This is a genomic window from Staphylococcus nepalensis, from assembly GCF_002442935.1.
Taxonomy (GTDB): domain Bacteria; phylum Bacillota; class Bacilli; order Staphylococcales; family Staphylococcaceae; genus Staphylococcus; species Staphylococcus nepalensis.
The window spans coordinates 1204149-1225851 of sequence record NZ_CP017466.1 but is presented as its reverse complement, the minus strand read 5'-3'; the positions used below and the strand labels follow the sequence as shown (position 1 = coordinate 1225851).

Genomic DNA, 21703 nt, shown 5'->3' with positions numbered 1-21703 from the left:
CAAATATTATTGTATCAAAAATCAATCGTTGTTCATAAAGTTACTGTGAAAAATGACGGAAATAATATAGTAATGCTATAATAGTTATTAACGATCTTACAAGGAGTGAAGATTTATGTCTGAAACAATTTTTAGCAAAATTATCGATGGTGAAATCCCAAGTTATAAAGTATACGAAGATGAGTTTGTATATGCATTTTTAGACCTTTCTCAAGTAACAAAAGGTCATACGCTACTCGTTCCTAAAAAAATATCTGCTAATATCTTTGAAACAGATAGTGAAACAATGCAACATATCGGTACAGCTTTACCAAAAGTAGCAAATGCTATCAAAAAAGCATTTAATCCGGACGGTTTAAATATCATTCAAAATAATGGTGAATTTGCTGATCAATCCGTGTTCCATTTACACTTCCATTTATTACCAAGATATGAAAATGATATTGATGGTTTTGGATATAAATGGGAAACACATGAAGAAAATATTGACGATGACCAAAAAGCCAAAATCGCTCAAGAAATAGCAGCACAATTTAATTAATTATGCTTATCTGCAATCATAAAGGGTATAATAAAATTATTAATGGCTAAGAAATTTTAGAAATAAGGAGAATTTTTATGAAAACAGCTCAATTATTATTAGGACTTGGTGCTGGTGTTGCAACAGGACTCGGTGTTGCATTAATGAATCGTGAGAAAAAAAATTCAAACCACTCTATAACTCAAGGACCAAAACCTACAGGTGCCGAATCTGAATTCGATAGAGAAATCAATACAATTAAACAAAGCGTTAACGATATCGTAAATTATATCGCTCAAGTCAAATCAGAAAGTACAGAGTTTGGCAGTACGATTGGCGATGAAGTAAAAACAATGATTGGTGACTTTAAGTCTGATATTAATCCTAATATTGAAAAATTACAATCTCATATTGAAAATTTACAAAACCGTGGCGAAGAAATTACAAACGGTTTTGAAAAAGATAAATCATAACTTAAATATATGAGCTACAACCCATTTAAACAATCGGTTTGTAGCTTTTTTATTTAATCGTTGACATGGCTCGTTTACAACTTAGCACCGCCAATTAGCACTCTAAATTTTAACTTTGCTACCCATGTATAAAAATGTAGAACTTATATTTCTAAATATAAAATAATCGATATATATGCACAAGTCTTTCTGTATTTAATAACCTAAATTGATATTTTTATAATGTCACTAGCCCTTTAAATATAGATTTAAAATAGCCTTGACGCGTAAACTATTACGTTAGATAATACTGAAGTATATTCAAGTTATTTAAAAAGGAGTATGATTGCGTAATGTATTTATGTACACGCCAAATAGATATCAATGCCCGTTTTGGCATTCCTAGAATTGCTTTTCTTAGTTTTGTTACTACAATTATTACGTTTTTAATTGCGTATGAGATTTTATACTTCTTTTCAGACACAAAATTAACTGATAAACATTTTTTAATATTTTTAATGTTAGTTGTACTTTTATACCCATTACACAAAATAATACATTTATTATTTTTATACCCCTACCGCAAGTCTTTTAAAAAATATAAATTAGTGAAACATAAATCTATACCTTTTTATAATGTTTATATAAACACACCAGTCAACAAATATTATTTTTGTTTTGGCCTCATCACACCTGCCTTATTTATTACAACTTTATGCGCTTATTTTAGTATGTTAATTCCACAATATGGGCACTACTTGATGTTTTTAATTGCCCTAAATTTAGGATATTCCGTTTTGGATTTTCTTTATTTTAAAATCATACTATTTTCAAATGAAGGGGCTTATGTAGAAGAACATCAAACAGGTATCAACATCTTAAATAAAGTTACACCGCAATATAATAATCGTCTTAAACGAGGTTGAGGTACGTACCACTAACGCCCAACCTCGTGTTTTGATATGAGCGCCAAATATTAAAATTAAATATGATACTTGTATCAATTACTCACTCTTAACAATTTCAATTTAGATAAAGCATAGTCCTATTTAAATCATTTATATTTGTATTTTTAACCTTTTCTTCTATACAAATAATGTAAAGCCTCATTTGGTTACAACTAAAGTCCCATATATTAGGTTTCTAATTGGTGAAAACAATATTATATGTTATATTTACGTTGTTATTCTTACAAAAGGAGTTCCCAATAATGAAAACATTCAAAAAAGTTATAATTCCTGTTACAGCTAGTGCGTTATTATTAGGTGCTTGTGGTAATAGTGCTACAGATTCAAAAGAAGATACAATCATCTCATCAAAGGCTGGTGACGTGAAAGTTGAAGATGTCATGAATAAGATGGGTGACGAACAAATAGCTAATTCATCTTTTTCTATATTACTTAATAAATTGTTAGCAGATAAGTATAAAGATAAAGTCGATACAAAAGACATTGATAAAGAAGTTGAAAAAGAACAAAAACAATATGGTGGCAAAGACCAATTTGAAAGTATGTTAAAACAACAAAAAATGTCTCTAAGTGACTATAAAGAACAAAAAAAATTACAAGCTTACCAAAAAGCTTTATTAAATGATAAAGTGAATATTTCTGATAAAGAGATCAAAGAAGATACTAAAAAAGGATCTCATATTTTAATTAAAGTCAAAGAAAATAAAGACGATAAAGAAGGGTTATCAGACAAAGATGCTAAAGCAAAAGCTGAAAAACTTCAAAAACAAGTATCCGAAAACCCTGATAAATTTGGAGAAATCGCTAAAAAAGAATCTATGGACAAATCTTCTGCTAAAAAAGATGGTAGTTTAGGATATGTAATCAAAGGACAAATGGAAGAAAAATTTGAAAAAGCGCTCTTTAAACTTAAAGAAGGCGACGTTTCTAAAGTAGTGAAAACAGATTACGGTTATCATGTTATCAAAGCAGATAAAGAAGACGATTTTGATGAAGAAAAAGGTAAACTCAAATCACAATTAATTCAACAAAAAGTACAAAAAGATCCTAAACTTTTAACAGATGCTTATAAAGAATTATTAGATGAATATAAAGTAGACTATAAAGATAGAGATATTAAAAAAGCAATTGAAGATTCAATTCTAGATCCAGAAAAAATTAAGCAACAGCAACAACAACAGCAGCAACAACAAGCTATGCAACAAGGTGGCGCTGGCATGTCCGTTGGACAATAAAATATACAAACAAGGCGTTGATGCTATCAGTGTCTCCGCTCAACATAAAAATGCACTTTCATTTCAAAAATGAAAGTGCATTTTTATATTTAAACTTCTTAATTTTAAACGTGCATGCTTGTCTAGAAGTATATAGTCTAGTCTTATAGATTCTCTCATACTAACTTCTTAAACATTTGTATATTGAAGCCATAAGTTCAATTTCTTTAAGAAATGACTTCACAACTTATTGAGATAGTAATGCTTATATCTGGTGTTAGTTTGTCATTCAAATTGACACTAGAAGCCATTTTATATGATTCTACCCAATCGCTATTTTCTAATAGAAAAACGTATGATTTTACTTTGTTTACATAAAACCATACGTTTTATAAAATATCTGAGATACTTATTTCACAAACACTTATATACTGTATTAAGTTTCTTGTGTTCTAATCCAAAGAAGTTGGATTGTAAAATTGTCTACCTTCTAGCCCAAAGATACGCTCAGTGAATTGCCCTTTAGGTGTTTTCTTATAAGCTTTTTCAAACATATTCATTTTAGCATCAATGTTATCAATAAAGAATAATATTTCAGCTTCTTTCATATGAGGTAGCTTCGGTGATCCAAATTCCATTTTACCATGATGAGCTAATATCATATGTCGCAGTAACAATACTTCCTCGCCGTTTATATCTAACTCTCTAGCTGCGTCTGCTACTTCATCACTAGCAATTGATATATGACCAAGTAAATTACCTTCTACTGTATATGTTGTCGCTACTGGCCCACTCAATTCTTTAACTTTACCCAAATCATGTAAAATAATTGAACTATATAATAAGCTACGATTTAGAAGAGGATATATGTCACAAATAGATTTTGCAACACGCAACATAGTTAATACATGGTAGCTTAAACCACTTGAAAAGTTATGGTGATGTGAACTTGCTGCTGGAAATGTGAAGAATTCACTTTGGTATTTACGTAACAAATGACGCGTTATACGTTGTAAATTAGCATTTTCAATTTCTAACATATAATGCGATATTTCTTCTTTAATCTCATCTGGCGTTAATGGCGCACCATCAACAAAATCGTGTATTTTTAAGTCCTCTTCTTCTGAAGCTAACTTAATTTTATTTATTTTCATTTGTTTGCGTCCACGATAATTTATGACATCACCAATAACATGCACAATTTTTTCTGGTTCTAAAACACGCATATCTTCTTTAGTTGCTGTCCATAATTTTGCTTCAATATCCCCACTTTTATCTTGTAAATATATGGTCATATAATCTTTTCCTTGGGCTGTCACGCCTTGTGTCGCCTTATGAATCAAGAAATAGTGATCAACTGAATCTCCAGGGTTTAATTTTTCTACATTTCTCATTATTTACCGCCTTCCTCGAGTTTATTCAATGTAATAATTTGTTTTGAAGGCACACTTGTATCTTTCACACATGTAAAGAATAAAATTTGATAACTTTTTGGCATTTGTCTTAAATAGTTCATCATTGTTTCTTTTCTAGATTTGTCAAAATGTACAAAGGCATCATCTATAATTATTGGGAATGGATAATAAGGTTTTAAGGTTTTAATTAAACTTAAACGCAATGCGATATATAGTATTTCTTTAGTAGATTGACTTAATTCGATTGGTTCATACATTTGACCGTTTACCTGTTTTACCATTAAATTTTCATTCGCATATGTGACTTGTACATAATTTCTATTTGTTAAATGTGCAAAGATCTCTGTCGCTTCATTTATTACTTGTGGTAAACGTTTATCTTTAATTTGTTTAATGTGACCATTCACTAAAGATTGTAAGTAGCTAAGACTTGCCCAATCTTTCGCTTCATCATTCAATTTATTTTTAAGAATATAGAACTTATGACGTAAATCCGCTAATGTTTTATCTGTTTCCATATCCGTAATTTTAGCATTTAAATCACTAACTTCCGCCTGCATTTCTAAATATTGGTCATTATAATCATTGACTTGAGTTTCTAATACTTCGTCTTCATCAGATAATTGAGCAAATGTTTTTTGGCTCAATCTAGAACTTACATCGTAATTGTAATTTTGGTTTTCTAGATATTTCGTCAAATCATTAAAACGATTTAATCGTTGATGATATGCTTGATATTGAGCATGATGATTATAATAAGATTCTTCATCATATGCATTTACAAAATCAAATAATTGTGTGATAACCTTATTATTTTCATTTAAGCGATGATTCAGCTGAGTTAATTCGCTCTCTAGTAAATCAATTTGCTCTTTATTTCTATTCCATTTCTCTAAATTATTAGTTTCTTCTTTCAACCATTGATTTATATCATGGAATAAAGATAATTCATTAAAATAAGTAAATTGATTTTGAGTCACTTCTTTTGCATGCGCATAAAATGCATCTAAATCTTGTTGTAATTGGTATTTTTGTTCAATAAGTTCTGCAATATGATTGGCGTAATCTTTTATTTTATTCATCGTTGCAATACTATCAATGATAAGTTCATCTGAGATTTTATCCGAGAGGTATAAATCAGATTTAACCTGATTGATTGCATTTTGTGCGTTTGAATATTGTTTTTGTGCTTGTTCTAAAGTAGCAGTTAAATAGTCCGATTTTTTGGCTAAAGCCTCTTTCGTTTTAATTGAACTATGAAATTGTTCACGTATTCTATGTTGATCATCTAGGTCAAAATCCAAATCATACTTTGCTTCTAAATCATTAATTTGATGTTGTAAATCTTCGATTTCATTTGAGAACGTTTCACTGTGCCCTATTTCTTTAGATTTAACCAGGAATATACCAGTAATAAACACAACGGATAATACTGCAAACACAATACCAAAAATGAGATTAGCTGAAATAAATGAAAATATGGTTAATCCAATACCAATAACTGTCAACATAATTAATGCCAAACGGAACATATTTTGTTTCTGTTCATTTTCTTGTTGTTCTTTATCAAATGCTTCTTTCATTTTTTGATAAAGATTATTTTTCTCCTGTAATTCGAAAACACGGTTATTATATTGCTTTTTCTTTTCATAATTTTCATCAGAAACTATATCTGTTTCTAAAGCATCCATCTCTGCTTGGTTTGTTTCTTTATCGATTTTATTTTCTTCAATATTACGCTCTAATTGTTGAATGAATGCTGTTTGTTCTTGTTTATGCTTAATTTGGTTACTAACATGACTTTTCATCGCTTCTGAACTATCTACTTCATGATGCACCTCTTGCCAACCAATATTAGATTTCAAACCTGTTTGTTCGCGTTCTTTATCTTGAATTTCTTTTTTAATAGATTTCAATTCATATTCTTTTTGCTTAATTTCATTTTCTTGCTGATATATATGATTAAAGGCATCCAAATCATTTTGTTTAGGCACATTAATTTTTTCATTTTCGTCTTTTAAATGTGTTAACCTTTCTTCTCTTAAACCGATATCTCTTTTTAAATTTTGTGTTTGAATTTTAGCAGATTCATATCGATCAATACCTTGTTCAGGAAACACAATTGGTTCAATATTCAACTGTTTCTCTAGTGCCTTCCACTCTTGTGTTTGCTCGTGTAAGGCTAATTCCTTTTGTTTGCGGTCATGCATCTTTGATAATTGGTTTAAATTTTGTTTTATATTTTCTAAGCGTCTATCAGCTTTATCTTTATCATCTACGAGACGTTTATATGTTGATAATTTTTCTTCTTCTTCACGAATTTGACGCTCCAAAGATTTCAATTCTTCTAATTGTTGATTAATAATCGGATTACGACCATTTTTCTTATACAACAATTCTTTTTTATCGCTCAAAATTTCACGCATACTGGTAAATTCTGTAGACCCTAAAGCACCAGCTTGTAATAAGTAATTTTGTAATTGTTTTTCATCCATATTTTTATGGATATCTTGAAGGCCTAATACATCAAATGAAAATATACCTTGGTATGTACGTTTAGAAATAAAATTCAATGCTTTTTTCAACCAGTGTTCATCTTTGATAGCGCCATTTGGCAGATAAACTTTTACATCCCCAGTCGCTGTACCTTTTACACGTTCAACCTCAACTAATGAACCATCCTCTTGAATTAACGTAAGCTTGCCACCATATTGATTACCTAAGCGCGGCTCTAATCTCGGTTCATTTTCTTTTTTTGTTGGAAAACCAAACAGGATGGAATGTATAAATGCTTGAATAGTAGATTTACCTGATTCATTTTCTCCATAAATTTCAGTAAAATACTCATCAAATTCAATGGTTCTTTGAATAAATCTACCATAACCATAAATCTCTAATGATTTAATCTTCACATTATTCACCCCTCATATCTGACTTTAATAACAGTTCAGCGCGCGCTATTAATTCACGGCGATCAAAGTTATCATAATTTTCTAGGTATTTTGAAGCTTTTGGATTGAGATACAAATCATTCATAGCCGCTTCATAAACAGCATGGTCATCAATTAAATCAGGTGAAAATTCCTTTACAAGCGTTGTTTTATTATCATCTTTATTTTTTATCTTTAAATCTTCTATAAATACAAAATGGTGTTCGTTTTCTTCGTAATCACTAATCATTTCTTGTACTTGTAATTTGTCTTGATCTGAAATAATTTCATCTGAATTCACATTTACCACTAATTGATAAATCGCTTTGCCTTTTGTTCTAACTTGTGATTTAAAATCTTGTATGGCATCAAACAAACCTTGCTTCGTAGTCATATCAGTATCTATTTCAGCTTTTTCAAAACGAATAAATTGTGTTGATACAAATTGAGCATTGAGATTTAAATCGTCTCCCTCCACTAAAAGACAACCTTTTTCTCCAGTTTCTTTAAAATGACGGCCTTGTATATTACCAGGATAATGGATTGGAGGCATATCACTTAATTGCTGGCGTTCATGTATATGGCCGAGTGCCCAATAGTGATAGAGTTTATTGTTTAAATCTTCTAATCTAAATTCAGTATAACGATTATTTGTATTCGTTTTACTATATGTGCCATGTAATATTCCAATATGAATACCTTTTTGACCTTGACTTGAAGGGTAAGCATCTAATTTATTTTCATAACTAGCTTCATTTTGATAGCTAAACCCATGTAAATAAATTTCTTCGCCATTTTTAGTAATCGTTTGATAAGTTTCCACATTTTCGGAAAATATCGAAACATTCTCCGGCCATTCAGTACCTATGGATGAGGAAAGTGGATCATGATTACCATGACATACATAAACAAAGATTTGCTCTTTAGCTAACCGGTTAAATTGTTCTTTCAGGAATACTTCTGCACGTAGCGTTCTGTTATGGTGATCAAACAAATCACCAGCAATAACTATAAAATCTACTTCTTCGTTTAATGCTAAATCCACTATTTTTTTAAAACTTTCGTAAGCACTTTTTTGCATATCTTCAAATATTGATTGACTTAAATAGCTTCTTGATTTAAATGGACTATCTAAATGTAAATCTGCACAATGAATAAATTTAACCATACATTAAAGTTCTCCTTTATTTAAAGGTTTTATTATAAAATGCATGTAAGACTATGTATTAATTTTGAGATAACAAACTCATGATTAAAAATCTATGCATGCCAATATCTTGTATCTTTATATTTTACCACAGAGTCTATTGCACAGTCGATAAAACGAAAGAGGCTGAGGCACAAATATATGCCTCAGCCTTGAATATATTATTGGCAAAAGTTAGTTGAATTGAAATCACACTTAATCAAGCTTGTTTCAATGCTTATCTATCGTTAATGCCAGAAGCAGAACAACAAAATCTATAAAATATGAGGATTTCTGTCCCACGCCCAAATTAATTTTCTGATTAAAAAATATTAATCAGCGTAGATTTCATCTAAAGGTTTAACAATAATTTGGTTGATTTCTTGGAATACTTGGCTCATATTTTGCTCAGCGGCCATTAATTCTGAAATATTAGAATCGTTTTCGATTTTTTGAGCCTGTTCTTGTGCTTTTTGTAGCTCTTCTTCACCGATTTCTTCACCTTGCATTTGTTTTTGTTGGAAATTTAATTGTGTTTCACGGAACTCATCAAATAAATCCTTTGATTCTTGATTTTCTTTAACTTTTGCGTAAGCATTTTGGATAGCTTGGTATTCATCACTTTCTCTTAATGCTTGCTCTAATTGGTTTGCATGATCGTATAAATTTACTGCCACTGTGCTTCACTCCTTTATTTGTATATGTGTTATAACCACATCGATATTACAATAACATAATTTAATATGTTATACAAAAATTGCAATTACCCCTTGAAGTAAACCGATAATACCACCTAATAAAAATCCTAATAGCATAATTAATTTTAATTCTTTGTTAGCGATATCAATAATTAACCTTTCGATGTAAGCTAGATCAAATGAATTGATTTGTTCTTCTACCATTTGTCTAAGATTAATTTTTTTCATAATTGGAGAAATATATTTAGAACCTTTTTCAATAATAAGGTCTGTAAGCGTTTGTGAAACTTTTTTCTCTAAAAATACAATAAAATCAGGCATTAAATGATGAAGGGGTTGGTTCACTTTATTATTTATGTTTGCATAACTAATCACTAAGTCAACGACTGTTGACTTAAATGAATTAAATTGTTCTTCATTTACTATTTCAGTTAACTTTTTTGTTTTAAAAGTTTCATATTCATTGTCAATAATCTGCTTTGCAATTGCTTTTGCTTTAGGATGATTTGTGAGCCTAATCAACTCGTGTTGTATACGATCTGCGATGCTTTCTTTCGTCATAAACATTTGTAATAATCCAACAATTTTTCCCTTTTCATTAAAAAAAGTATCTAGCATTGATGATATATCTGAAGCACCTTTTTCAGATTTTAAGTAAATGCGTGCACGTTCAAATAGTAAATCGGGTACAAGTTCTATTTTTTGGTCCATGTTTAATTCGATATCATCGGGAATTATTTGTTTAATTGGTGTTTCCTTATGGTCATTATAGTATTGATTTAATTGATTAGATATAACTGTGTCCATCTGGCTATTCGTTAATTGAGCTGCATCAATATCAAAATGCTTAGCTAATGATTGGATTGTTACGCCATCATATTTTAATTTGTGTATTTGTTTTAAAAATAATTCTTCGATAGCTTCTCTTGATTTCGGTGCGTTTAATTTTGACTTAATTAATGTTTCAGTTAATAAATGTTCTTCAATAACTTGACCTATTTTATCAGCTATTTCTCCCCTTCTCTTGGGTATTAACCCAGGCGTAAAAGGTACACGTTTATTAAATATATAATACGTTTTAAATGGATGGAATAGCATCCTTACCGCAATCATATTGGTAACTCCACCTATCAATGCGCCAATAATCATCATAAATATAATTATTAAAAAAGCGTGCATAGTTCATTCTCCTTCATATACAATTAGTTTAAAAACTGAAGGTAATTATATATCAGTCATTTTTATATTGTATAACATAAATAGTACATATGTGTAGCATATGCGTTAATTTCTCAAATGAAATTTTATTGTCCATAACCATTTATTTCATTAAAACACTAAGTTATAGTTCCATTTTGTTTATATTAAATTTAAAAATAAAAAAGAGCGATTTAGAAATCAAAAATTTTATTGATCCCAATTTATCGCTCTGGCGTTGCTGTATATTTTTTAAACTTGGTACGAAGCAATTTAGTGAACAGTTGTTGATTTCCCGAGTGGGACAAAGCACCACTTTGAAAATTTTTTATTTCATCTCATTATGAATGACTATAAAAAGGATATAAACGTTAAAACGCTTGTATAAGCACTATATCAGCCTTTATAAACGAAGACATCGTTTATAAAAACTTAAAATAAGTGGGTAATATCTCTAGTTCCCTACTGTAAATATAATAAATAATTCTAAAATCAATTGATGTACCAGTTTTTATCAATTTTAGTGACTAAACCATTCATATACAATTAAACCATGTTACATAATTATATAAATAATGATTCTCCTATCACAAAATAGATTCACTTATACGTGCATTAATTCTTCTTTAGATACTCTACCGAAATATGTCTCCGCTTCTCTTAATTTAGAAGTTCCAAATATAGGTTGAGTTTCTTGGTTTAGCACACGGTAGATATCACTTACTTTATTACTTTGTAAAATATATCCGTTACGAGTATCAACTGTACTCCAGTAAATATCACTCGTTGTAGAATGGTTAGGGTATGCACAATGATTACGGGAAATTGTTTGAACCATTTCTAATGGATCGCATCCAAAAGTACTATTTAGTACATCTGAATCTCTAAACAATGCACAAATTGACACGCATGTTGTCCAGTTTGGCAATACTCTCTCTTTTTCAATTTGTACTAATGTCTTTTTTGAAAGACCGATTGTCTGTGCCATTGTATCTTGCGTGTAACCCGCTTCAATACGCACCATTTTAAATTTTGTTTGAATTAAATCTGTAAAACTTTGTCTATCCATTACTTTAATCTACCTTTCATAAAAGAATATTTTATCCGGACACAAGAAATTGCAATAATACACGCTTCTTGAAACACAAATTACATCTTAATACAATTCTCAAAAAAATAAAAGAGTGAAATGATATTTTCATTGTTTTTTGTTATTTGCGCAATTATCAAAATAATCAATCTTATATCCTATAATAAATTTAAACACTTATATCACTTTAGTTGTAAGCGCATAATAAGTAGGAAATGTGATTATATTTTTTACTTATTACCCTTTTGATATAAAAACACTATTTACAATTATATCTTATTTTTCTCTTTTTAACATATACTTCGTCTTAAAAATTTTCTTTAACAAAATTCATTTACATTATTCAGAATTTTCATTATAATCTGGGTTACTTAAAAAATCGAGGTGCTTAAAGATGACAGATAAATATATACTACTCGCAACCTGTTCAGATAAAGTGGGCATTACTGCATTAATTACAGATGTAATTGCTCAACACCAATCTAATATTTTGCATTTAGATCACTTTACAGAATATGATGATTCACAGAATGCTGAAGGTCAATTATATTTGAGATTAGAATTTGAAAAAATAGAATCATTAAAAGATGATTTAGAAAACACTTTAACTAAACATCAAATAAATTATAATTTATTTGATAACCAACATAAAACAAAAATTGGCCTTTTCGTTTCAAAGGAAGATCATGCCTTTAATGAAATACTATTGAGGGTCAATAGAAATGAGCTACCAGCAGAAATTGTTTGTGTGGTTAGTAATCACGAAAATAACAGACAATTTGCAGAGACATTAAATATACCTTTTTATTACGTACCAAACACTGAAGACAAAGAGGTTGTAGAAAATAAGATATTAAAAATTTGTTCTGAAAATCATGTAGAACTTATTGTATTAGCAAAATATATGCAGATTCTATCCGATCATTTTGTCAATCATTATCCAAATCAGATTATTAATATACACCATTCTTTCTTGCCTTCATTTATAGGCGCAAATCCTTATAAACAAGCATGGCATCGCGGTGTTAAACTTGTAGGCGCAACAAGTCATTATGTCACTTCTGATTTAGATGAAGGCCCTATTATTGACCAAGATGTAATACGTATTAATCATCGCTATAACGTACAAGATTTAAGAAAAATTGGCCGTCATGTTGAATCTAGCGTATTAGCACAAGCTGTAGAATATCATGTATTACACAAGGTCATCGTAACAGCAAATCATAAGACGGTTGTTTTCACTTAATCATTTAACGCTGTTAGCTTCAATATAAATCAATGCCTTTCATAATCAAGAAAGAGATGCTAAATTGATGGATCCCAAAAATTCAGTATCTCTTTTTATTATTTGCTTTGCCTCTGTTATATAACAGGGTTAAATTACACCATATGTGCATTATTTTTCAATACAGATTCCTAAAGCTTTCAATTTCAGATTAAAATTATTCAAAAATATTGTAATTTTTTCAACAAACTAAATGATATAATTATTGTGAAGTATTTAACATATAATATGGAGATAGTCGCATGTTAAAAAAACTACACAAAATCAACTGCATGATATAATTATAAACAAGGTCGCTGCAAGTGCCAAGTGAATGTTACAGAATATATCTAACTAAATTAGACATTATATGCAGGTGGTGACCAATTTTTAGAAGGTCCTACTGAAGCAACAATGAAACTCTGGGATCAAGTCATGCAATTATCAAGAGAAGTGCGTGAACGCGGTGGAATGTGGGGTATAGATACAAAAGTACCATCAACAATTATCGTTCATGATGCCGGCTATCTAAATAAAGGTTTAGAGACTATTGTCGGTGTCCAAACTGAGAAACCATACGAATGCCACCAAAGGGTTGCATTCGTATGGTTAAAGCACATTTACGTTCAATTGAAAGTCTAGGCACGGTTGATGGCCTGGGACTGCGATATATTTTATTCACGCAAGGGTGTTTACTTAGATGTTTATACAGTCATAATCCAGATACTTGGACATAAAAAATTTCACTAGAGAAGTCACCGTAGATGAAATGGTTAATGAGATAACGCCATTCAAACCATACTTTGATGCATATGGAGGCGGCGTTACAGTTAGTGGTGGCGAACCATTATTGCAAATAAAAATTCTTAACCACTTTATTCTAGTTATTAAAAGAACAAGATATTCATACATGTATCGATACATCAGCTGGTACAGCAAATGATACAGTGGCTTTTAATAAACATCTTGACGTATTTATTAGCGTATACTGATTTAGTTTTATTAGATATCAAACACATGGATAATGCTAAACATATAAATTTAACTGCAAAACTAACACACCTATATAAAGTTACTCAAAATGATAATGATATAAAAACATACTATTTGAACAGTAGAGAACAAAATCATCTTAATTACTTTGATTTCGTTCTCTGCGCTTTTTATAACGTCTAAAACATACAAATCTAAATAGAATTGTCTCTTGTTATGTATAATGATATATTGTTTAAAAAGGATTTGAGGAGGCATCATTTTGAACAATCCATCTTCAACAAAACTGATTTCTACATATGCGTCAATGAAGTTTATTCAAGCTCAAATAATTCCAGGAATTTTGACATTATATAATGATAAGATCACTTTTAAAGCTAACGGTATTCTAGAAAATCATGAAATCAAAAGCTTGTTTTCCTTTGAAGAAATCCAAAATGTTAAATTTGGTTTATCTTTAACACCGTTTAGGCTAACGATTGTGGAGTCAGATGGCGAGCCGTGGATATTTGATCAAGTCCCAAGAAAAGATGGTAAAAAGTTTGCAGAATTATATAACGTACTTACTTCTCATTAACTAAAAATCTGTTTATGACATCTTTCTTGTAAAAGAATTCTTATGAAAATTTTTAAATTTCCATATTATCATTTATGATTTTCTATATTTTCAATTATTCGTATGTATAGATGGTAGCCAATTAGTTCGCATGCCAAATGACATCTTACTATTAATTATAACGACACTACTATCGAATAACTATAATAACCATAAATACCCCTCTCATCGACTAATTGGAATCGATAAGAGGGGTATTTCAGACATTACGATTAATCTCTTTAAAATTATATACACATGATGTGATATTCACAAACAAAATAATTATAGTAAAAATACAAATTGAATCATTGGTTGTTGACATATTAAATTTAAATAACATAAAACGTAATTGCTCTTTCTATCCCTATTAAAGGTCCTATATTAATTGTCACGTTTTGCAGCTAATTTCTTATCTTCTGATTTTGAAATGATAAGGGCGCAAGCTGCATCACCCGTAATATTGACTGAAGTTCTTGTCATATCTAATAATCTATCAATACCTAAGATAATACCAATTGCTGCTGGATTTAAGCCCACTGCATTTAATACCATAGCTAACATAATCAATCCAACGCCTGGCACACCTGCAGTACCAATGGACGCAACCACTGCAATAACAACAACTGTTATAATTTGCATCAACGACAAATCTACACCTGAAATTTGTGCAATGAATATGGTTGCTACACCTTGCATAATGGCCGTACCGTCCATATTGATTGTTGCTCCTAATGGTTGAACAAAAGAAGCTACTTCTGGTCGAACACCCATGTTTTTAGTACATTTTAGTGATACTGGTAAAGTGGCGGTAGAGCTAGATGCACTAAAACCTAATGTAATAGCTGGTAAAAACCCTTTAAAGAATCTCAGTGGACTAGTTTTGGCGATAAACTTAACTGCTGATCCATATACAACGAAGAAATGTATAAATAGTGCCAGGAGCACAATAAAGAAATACATGCCAAGTTGTTGAATCGCACCAAACCCAGCTCCCGTAAATGCATGTGCAACAAGCCCAAATGTACCGATTGGCGCAAATACACTCATAATCATAGTCACAATATACATTAAAACTTCATTAGTTTGTTCAAATAGCCGGTGTACCGCTTGAGCTTTGGAACCGACCATAATTAAACCAATCCCTATAAATATTGCAAATGTTATAATTTGCAACATATTTTCTTCACTCATGGCTTGTAATGGATTTTTAGGAAAAAGATTAATCAATGTTTGATCAAATGTTTGATTAGCTGCAGAGCTTTGAGCATTTTCTTCTTTATCTAATGTTTTTTGATAACTTGATACATCATCACTATTTAATAGATCTGATTTCCCTTCACCGGGTTGTAAAACTGAAGCTAAAACAATACCAATAATAATAGCGATAGCTGTCGTAGTTAAAAAGAAAGTAATTGTCTTTAATCCTATACCACCAAGTAATTTTGGGTCCCCTACACCGACTACACCTAATACGATCGAAACAAATACAACAGGTACGACTAGCATGAATATTAAATTTAAAAATATTTGACCAATGACATTAAAGACATACTTATCAACATTGACAACAAATCCTGATTGCGCAAACATATTAAAAATTGAGCCAATGGTTATGCCTAAAATAAGCGCTATTACGATTTTTAACGACAAGTTTTTGGTTTTCATAACAACATCCCCTTATTGTTTATTAGCTATATTATATAGTAAAATTATACATTTTAAAACAAAAGTAAATAAGAATGTTGAAAAAGATTAGAGCGCCTTGTGTTTTGATTAGACTACTACTTTAGAAATTTACGCCCAACTTATGTATTAGCCCTAAATATAGTCCTATTGCGATTTAATAAGATATAACAATAGGATTATATCATTCGTTTTCAAGCCTAACCCCTCTATCTAGTGGATAACAACATTTAAAAGCATAGCGTTCTGGCTTCCTTACTCAATGAGTTCATATAAGGTTGTTTTGCATTGCATAAATCGCAGCTTGCGTTCGATCACTCACTTGTAATTTAGCAAAAATATGACTAACATGTGTTTTAACTGTTTTTTCAGACACAAATAATGTTTCAGCAATTTCTTTATTTGTTTTTCCCTTTGCCATTTCAGTAAGGACTTCAGACTCTCGTTTTGATAGCTTATTGGTGTAATGTGGTTTATCGCTTATAGATTCAATGACACTTTGTGCTTGGGGATGAATAATTTTTTCGCCTGCTAATACGCTTTTAATTGTTTTGATCAATTGTTCTGGCTCAACATCTTTCATTTCATAACCATCAGCGCCCTTATCAATAGCAGAAATGACGTGTTCGTCATCTACATAGCTCGTTAATACTAGTATTTTCACATCAGGATATTTTTCTTTCATTATTTCTGTAATTTCAATACCATTCATAACTGGCATAACTAAATCTAACAAGACAATATCAGGCAAATCATGCGCTTCAATATATCTTAAAAAAGACTTACCATCTGAGAAGCCTTTCACAACTTCTATATCTTCTACTGTAGATAGTAGAAATTCTAAGCCTTGTCTTACTATATGGTGATCGTCTACTAAAATGATTCGATGCATCTTGACCTTCCTTTCGAAACTTTATAATGGTATTGTTATATAAATTTGCGTACCTTTGCTGGGTTGGGATTCAATCATTAATTTACCATTTATCTGCTTTGAGCGTTGCTTCATATTATTTATGCCATGAGAATGATATGAATTTGGATGAGTAGCGTCAAAACCTTTCCCAAAATCAACAATGGTAACGTACAGATAATCTAATTTTTGAATTAAGTTTAATTTAACTTGAGTAGTGTCACCATGTTTTTTAGTGTTATTGATTGCTTCTTGGACAATCCTGTAAACATTTTCTTCAATTAAATTAGGCAATTTAATTAAACCCTCTACTTTAACCAATAGCTCTAATTGTAACAATTCACTATATTGTTTTAGTGCATTAACTAAACCTTGTTCTAACCCAACAGGTTTTAATTGCCAAATTAACGCTCGCATTTCGTTGACAGCTTGTTGACTCGTATTTTCAATAACTTGAAAAGCTTTACGCGACACTTCTTCTTGCGTCATTCCTAGAGCAGCATGGGCTGTCAATTTCACAGAAAAAAGCATCTGATTAACTGAATCATGTAAGTCTCTAGCTAACCTATTACGTTCGCTTATGCGTACAGCTTCCTTTTCTTGATTCGTTAAAAGAATTCTTTTTATAGCAGAACCAATTTGTAACGCAACAGACTCTAGTAATTCCAAATTTTCTTCACTATATCTTTTGGTATGTGGTGTTGCTACATTGAGTAAACCAAATTGTTCTTCACCTGATCTCAATGGCACTGTAGCATGATGTGTAACTCCATCTGTTTCTTCATGATAAGCGCGATTTGCTAAATTAATACGGGAGCAATTAATAATATTTGAAGCCTTTGTTAACTTTTTATTCTGATAAGCCTGTACGCACCAACAAGTACCTTCACGCATATACTGACAATTATTTTTTTCTAACGCACCAGGCAAATTGATATATGATACAAGCTCATGTTGACCTACTTCATCAATGAAGAAAATCCATCCTGTCGTAAATTCACTGCCATCAATTAATGATTTTAAAGCACCTTGTAACATACTATATGTTTCTGTTTCTTCATTTAAAAACTCAGCAATTTCTTTCAATAATGCTAATCTAGTCGGTTTTTCCATTTAACCAGTCCATTCTTTAACTTTAACAACCCTGTTTACATACATTATACAATCTTGTTAAGAAATTTAAAAATAGGTAAACAATTGTGTTTCATTTTAGATAATTAACAATAAAAATGATTAAATCAATCTCAACGACTCATATGTTTAGTGTAATGTTTATGGTATGATAATAATTGATCATAGAGGAGGATATTATGAAGTTTCAAATCCCAGAAAAATATAATCAATTAACATTAAAAGAAATATTCCAGCAATTACAATTACCTAAAAAAGACTTACACAATTTAAATATGTCAAAAGACATCACAATTAATGGCTTAGAAGCCAAACTCATGTCACAAGTAAAAACAGGTGACGATATTTATATCCCTACGCCTGATGAAAAAAGCAATTATTTACCAAGTTATCGATTCGCACAAATTTATTATGAGGATAATGATTTAGCAATTGTTATGAAGCCTAAGGGTGTCAAAACACATCCTAACGATTTAAAAGAAAGCAATACATTAATGAATCATGTCATATATACAATAAAAAGCGATTATGTTGAACCAATACATCGCTTAGACCAAGAGACAGTTGGCTTGTTAATTGTTGCAAAAAACCCATTGATGAAAAAGATACTAGACCGTATGCTAGAAGAAAATCAAATTGATCGAATTTATAAAGCACACGTACATAGTTTATTACCTATTAAGTCTCAAACCATCGACATGCCTATAGGCAAAGATAAATTTCATTCAAATAAACGTCGGGTCTCTTCTACAGGTCAAACAGCTATTACGCATATTTTATCGTCGAAGATGATAAAAGAAAATGTCTGTGAAGTAGATTTAAAATTAGACACTGGAAGAACACATCAAATTCGTGTCCATTTAGCAGAAATGGGCCACCCTGTTATCGGTGACCCACTATATGGTGATTCAACTTTAAGACAACTTCAGTTAAACAGTTATAAAATTGAATTTATTCATCCATTAACACAAAAAATGATTTCCGTCAGCTTAGATGACGACATTTAAATAGTATTTAAAGCGAGGCTGAAACGTAAATACGTTTCAGCCTCGTACATAATATTCACAATAAATGATTAGACATAAAATAAGATAATAACAAGCTATAAAAGTATTATTTTTCAATTGATCAATTTAGTAATATGTGTATATAAACTTTAGCCCATGTCATGCACTTAACTAGATTCATTTTCCTAGTCTTCCAGCCCCTTCTAAAAACAGCGACCTTTAAAAGTTGATTTTTTATTCACTCTTTTATTACTCGATATTATTTAGGTTCAACCATATCTTCAGGTTTAATCCACTCATCAAATTGTGCTTCTGTTAGATAACCTGATTGAATTGCAGATTCTTTTAAGGTTAAGCCCTCACGATGTGCCTTTTTTGCAATACTTGCAGCTTTTTCATATCCAATATGAGGGTTTAACGCTGTTACTAGCATTAATGATTGATTTAAATAGTTATCGATATTGGCTTCAATTGGTTCAATACCTATTGCGCAATTATCATTAAATGTTTGCATACCATCAGCTAATAAATAAATAGACTGTAATGTGTTATGCAAGATGACAGGTTTATACACATTCAACTCAAAGTTCCCTTGCGAACTACCTATGCCTACTGCAGTGTCATTGCCCATGACTTGTACAGCTACCATAGTTAGCATTTCACATTGTGTCGGGTTTACTTTACCTGGCATGATAGAAGAGCCTGGTTCATTTTCAGGTATTGAAATTTCTGCAAGTCCTGCACGTGGGCCTGACGCTAACCATCTAACATCGTTGGCAATTTTCATTAAGTCAGTTGCAAGCGCTTTAAGAGAACCATGTAATTGAACTACTTCATCATGAGCAGTTAATGCGTGAAATTTATTTTCAGACGATACAAATGGATATCCTGTATTTTTTGAAATGAATTTAGCAACTTTATCGCCAAAATCTGGATGAGCGTTGATGCCTGTACCTACCGCAGTGCCACCAATAGCTAAATTTAAAATATGTGCTTTGGATTCATTCAACAATGTTTCACATTTATCTAACATATAGCGCCAACCGCTTATTTCTTGTCCTAAACGTATCGGTGTAGCATCTTGTAAATGCGTACGGCCTATTTTAATAACGTCATTAAATTTTTCTTCTTTTTCTTTGAATGTATTACGTAATATTTTTAAAGCAGGTTCAAGTTTCTTCTCAATTTCATTATATAAAGCAACATGCATAGCAGTCGGGAATGTATCATTTGAACTTTGTGATTTATTCACATCATCATTAGGATGGATTGATTCATCGCTTCCTTGTTCTTTTAGATATTCGTTAGCTACATAGCTAACAACTTCATTAACATTCATATTACTTTGAGTGCCGCTTCCTGTTTGCCAAACAACTAATGGAAAATGCTCATCTAATTCTTTATTTAAAATACGGTCACATGCATATGTAATGGCATCTTTTTTTGCGTCACTTAGCTTTCCTAATTCGTGATTGGCTAAAGCTGCACCTCTTTTTAATTGCGCAAAACCATAAACAACTTCAATTGGCATACGTTCTTTGCCAACTGGGAAGTTTCGTTTACTTCTTTCTGTTTGGGCGCCCCAGTATTTATCTGCAGGTACTTCAATTTCACCAAATGTATCATGTTCAATTCTAACTGACATTTAAAATTCTCCCCTTCAATGTGTATTTGACTTTAGTATAGCATTAATCAATTTAACTGGGCAATCTCTTTAATATAGCGTTTTCATTACTGTAAAATAAGCGTGTAGTTATTGATTTAAAAATTAAAAAAGAATGAATTATCATTTTAATCGATATAAAAAACCAGAAATTCAAAAATAATTTCTGGTCGCATTTCACGTATTATATTATTATTCTTTTGTAATATTTATATTTTTAAATTTAATTTTTGCTGCTTGTATAATACCTATAGCAGTCAGGATCAACAGAATTGTTCCAATAACCATTGTGACTGGACTTATAGTTATAAGAAAACCTAAAAAGCCAGTTAGACTATTATAAAAGTCACCTAAAGGTTTGAATAGTAACACCGTTACAACAACACAACATAATACACTAATAATGATTCCTGTCTGGTTGCTTTTTACAAAAGTTGAGGCATTCACTTTATCCACAAGACCACGCGATAAATTTATCTGTAATTGAATAATCTTAAATAATATAGGTAGATAAATGGCTCCTATAGCCATTGGAAAACCTTTAATAGAAATTAAATTTACAATGATTGCACTAATCATAAGATATTTCCAATAGTTACTTAACATATGTATAATTGCTCCTTAAATCAAATAATGACTTAATAATAACATAATCATTTTTCACGTGGCATTGTTTTTAACAGTTTTCTTTTAATTATGATTAAATAGAACTCAAACGAGTATATAATAAAAAAGAAACGAGATAAAAATCAAAAACTAAACTTTGATTTTGTATGCTCGCTTC

General features: G+C 30.7%; 18 protein-coding genes and 2 pseudogenes. 9 read left to right on the top strand and 11 right to left on the bottom strand.

The window, feature by feature from the left end; translation table 11 throughout:
* Window positions 1–115 precede the first annotated feature (115 nt).
* From BJG89_RS05765 to prsA, 4 genes are all read left to right on the top strand, one after another.
* Window positions 116–541: an HIT family protein gene (locus BJG89_RS05765; protein ID WP_096809024.1), complete on the top strand. Its 426-nt coding sequence runs from the start codon at window positions 116–118 to the stop codon at window positions 539–541.
* 77 nt (window positions 542–618) lie between these two features.
* A complete protein-coding gene (locus BJG89_RS05760; RefSeq protein ID WP_096809022.1) occupies window positions 619–993 on the top strand; it encodes a YtxH domain-containing protein in 375 nt (124 codons plus the stop codon).
* Between the two features lie 332 nt (window positions 994–1325).
* Window positions 1326–1898, top strand: coding sequence for a DUF3267 domain-containing protein (locus BJG89_RS05755; RefSeq protein WP_096809020.1), 573 nt, complete (start codon window positions 1326–1328; stop codon window positions 1896–1898).
* Window positions 1899–2182: 284 nt separating this feature from the next.
* A complete protein-coding gene (gene prsA / locus BJG89_RS05750; protein WP_096809018.1) occupies window positions 2183–3175 on the top strand; it encodes a peptidylprolyl isomerase PrsA in 993 nt (330 codons plus the stop codon).
* Window positions 3176–3606: 431 nt separating this feature from the next.
* On the opposite strand, the gene yhaM is transcribed toward prsA, so the two are convergent.
* The 6 genes from yhaM to xdrA all read right to left on the bottom strand — a co-directional run bounded on the left by yhaM (window position 3607) and on the right by xdrA (window position 11649).
* The gene (gene yhaM / locus BJG89_RS05745) at window positions 3607–4548 is read right to left on the bottom strand and encodes a 3'-5' exoribonuclease YhaM (protein ID WP_096809016.1); all 942 of its coding nucleotides are present in this window, start codon (window positions 4546–4548) and stop codon (window positions 3607–3609) included.
* Window positions 4548–7481, bottom strand: a complete 2934-nt coding sequence (locus BJG89_RS05740; RefSeq protein WP_096809014.1) for an ATP-binding protein — start codon at window positions 7479–7481, stop codon at window positions 4548–4550. Before BJG89_RS05740 ends, yhaM begins: the two co-directional genes overlap by 1 nt.
* A 1-nt stretch (window position 7482) precedes the next feature.
* On the bottom strand, window positions 7483–8667 hold the full coding sequence (locus BJG89_RS05735; protein ID WP_096809013.1) for a metallophosphoesterase family protein: 1185 nt from the start codon (window positions 8665–8667) through the stop codon (window positions 7483–7485).
* A gap of 350 nt (window positions 8668–9017) precedes the next feature.
* Window positions 9018–9362 (bottom strand): YlbF/YmcA family competence regulator, encoded by a 345-nt coding sequence (locus tag BJG89_RS05730; protein WP_017723169.1) that lies wholly within the window; start codon window positions 9360–9362, stop codon window positions 9018–9020.
* A gap of 69 nt (window positions 9363–9431) precedes the next feature.
* On the bottom strand, window positions 9432–10562 hold the full coding sequence (locus BJG89_RS05725) for a DUF445 domain-containing protein (RefSeq protein ID WP_096809011.1): 1131 nt from the start codon (window positions 10560–10562) through the stop codon (window positions 9432–9434).
* Between the two features lie 622 nt (window positions 10563–11184).
* Window positions 11185–11649 (bottom strand): XRE family transcriptional regulator XdrA, encoded by a 465-nt coding sequence (gene xdrA, locus BJG89_RS05720; RefSeq protein ID WP_096809009.1) that lies wholly within the window; start codon window positions 11647–11649, stop codon window positions 11185–11187.
* A 415-nt stretch (window positions 11650–12064) separates the two neighbouring features.
* Between xdrA and purU the strand changes: the two genes are divergently transcribed.
* The 4 genes and pseudogenes from purU to BJG89_RS05705 all read left to right on the top strand — a co-directional run bounded on the left by purU (window position 12065) and on the right by BJG89_RS05705 (window position 14504).
* Window positions 12065–12916 carry a formyltetrahydrofolate deformylase gene (gene purU, locus BJG89_RS05715; protein ID WP_096809007.1) on the top strand — a complete coding sequence of 284 codons (852 nt, stop codon included), beginning with the start codon at window positions 12065–12067 and terminating at the stop codon, window positions 12914–12916.
* A gap of 381 nt (window positions 12917–13297) precedes the next feature.
* Window positions 13298–13516, top strand: a pseudogene (locus BJG89_RS14560) (hypothetical protein); the annotation flags it as partial.
* A 23-nt stretch (window positions 13517–13539) separates the two neighbouring features.
* Window positions 13540–13987 (top strand): annotated as a pseudogene (locus tag BJG89_RS05710) (4Fe-4S cluster-binding domain-containing protein); the annotation flags it as partial.
* Between the two features lie 202 nt (window positions 13988–14189).
* Complete coding sequence (locus BJG89_RS05705; protein WP_229719001.1) at window positions 14190–14504, top strand: hypothetical protein; 315 nt, start codon at window positions 14190–14192, stop codon at window positions 14502–14504.
* A gap of 402 nt (window positions 14505–14906) precedes the next feature.
* Here the strand turns inward: BJG89_RS05705 and BJG89_RS05700 are convergent, their stop codons facing one another.
* The 3 genes from BJG89_RS05700 to BJG89_RS05690 form a co-directional block, all read right to left on the bottom strand.
* Complete coding sequence (locus tag BJG89_RS05700; RefSeq protein ID WP_096809005.1) at window positions 14907–16190, bottom strand: dicarboxylate/amino acid:cation symporter; 1284 nt, start codon at window positions 16188–16190, stop codon at window positions 14907–14909.
* Between the two features lie 286 nt (window positions 16191–16476).
* Window positions 16477–17100 (bottom strand): response regulator, encoded by a 624-nt coding sequence (locus BJG89_RS05695; protein ID WP_096809003.1) that lies wholly within the window; start codon window positions 17098–17100, stop codon window positions 16477–16479.
* A 21-nt stretch (window positions 17101–17121) separates the two neighbouring features.
* The gene (locus tag BJG89_RS05690) at window positions 17122–18231 is read right to left on the bottom strand and encodes a GAF domain-containing sensor histidine kinase (protein WP_096809000.1); all 1110 of its coding nucleotides are present in this window, start codon (window positions 18229–18231) and stop codon (window positions 17122–17124) included.
* 197 nt (window positions 18232–18428) lie between these two features.
* Between BJG89_RS05690 and BJG89_RS05685 the strand changes: the two genes are divergently transcribed.
* Complete coding sequence (locus BJG89_RS05685; RefSeq protein ID WP_096808998.1) at window positions 18429–19256, top strand: RluA family pseudouridine synthase; 828 nt, start codon at window positions 18429–18431, stop codon at window positions 19254–19256.
* A gap of 259 nt (window positions 19257–19515) precedes the next feature.
* Here BJG89_RS05685 and fumC read toward each other — a convergent pair whose 3' ends face one another.
* Window positions 19516–20901, bottom strand: coding sequence for a class II fumarate hydratase (gene fumC, locus BJG89_RS05680; RefSeq protein ID WP_096808996.1), 1386 nt, complete (start codon window positions 20899–20901; stop codon window positions 19516–19518).
* Between the two features lie 210 nt (window positions 20902–21111).
* A complete protein-coding gene (locus tag BJG89_RS05675; RefSeq protein ID WP_096808994.1) occupies window positions 21112–21525 on the bottom strand; it encodes a hypothetical protein in 414 nt (137 codons plus the stop codon).
* Between the last annotated feature and the right edge of the window lie 178 nt (window positions 21526–21703).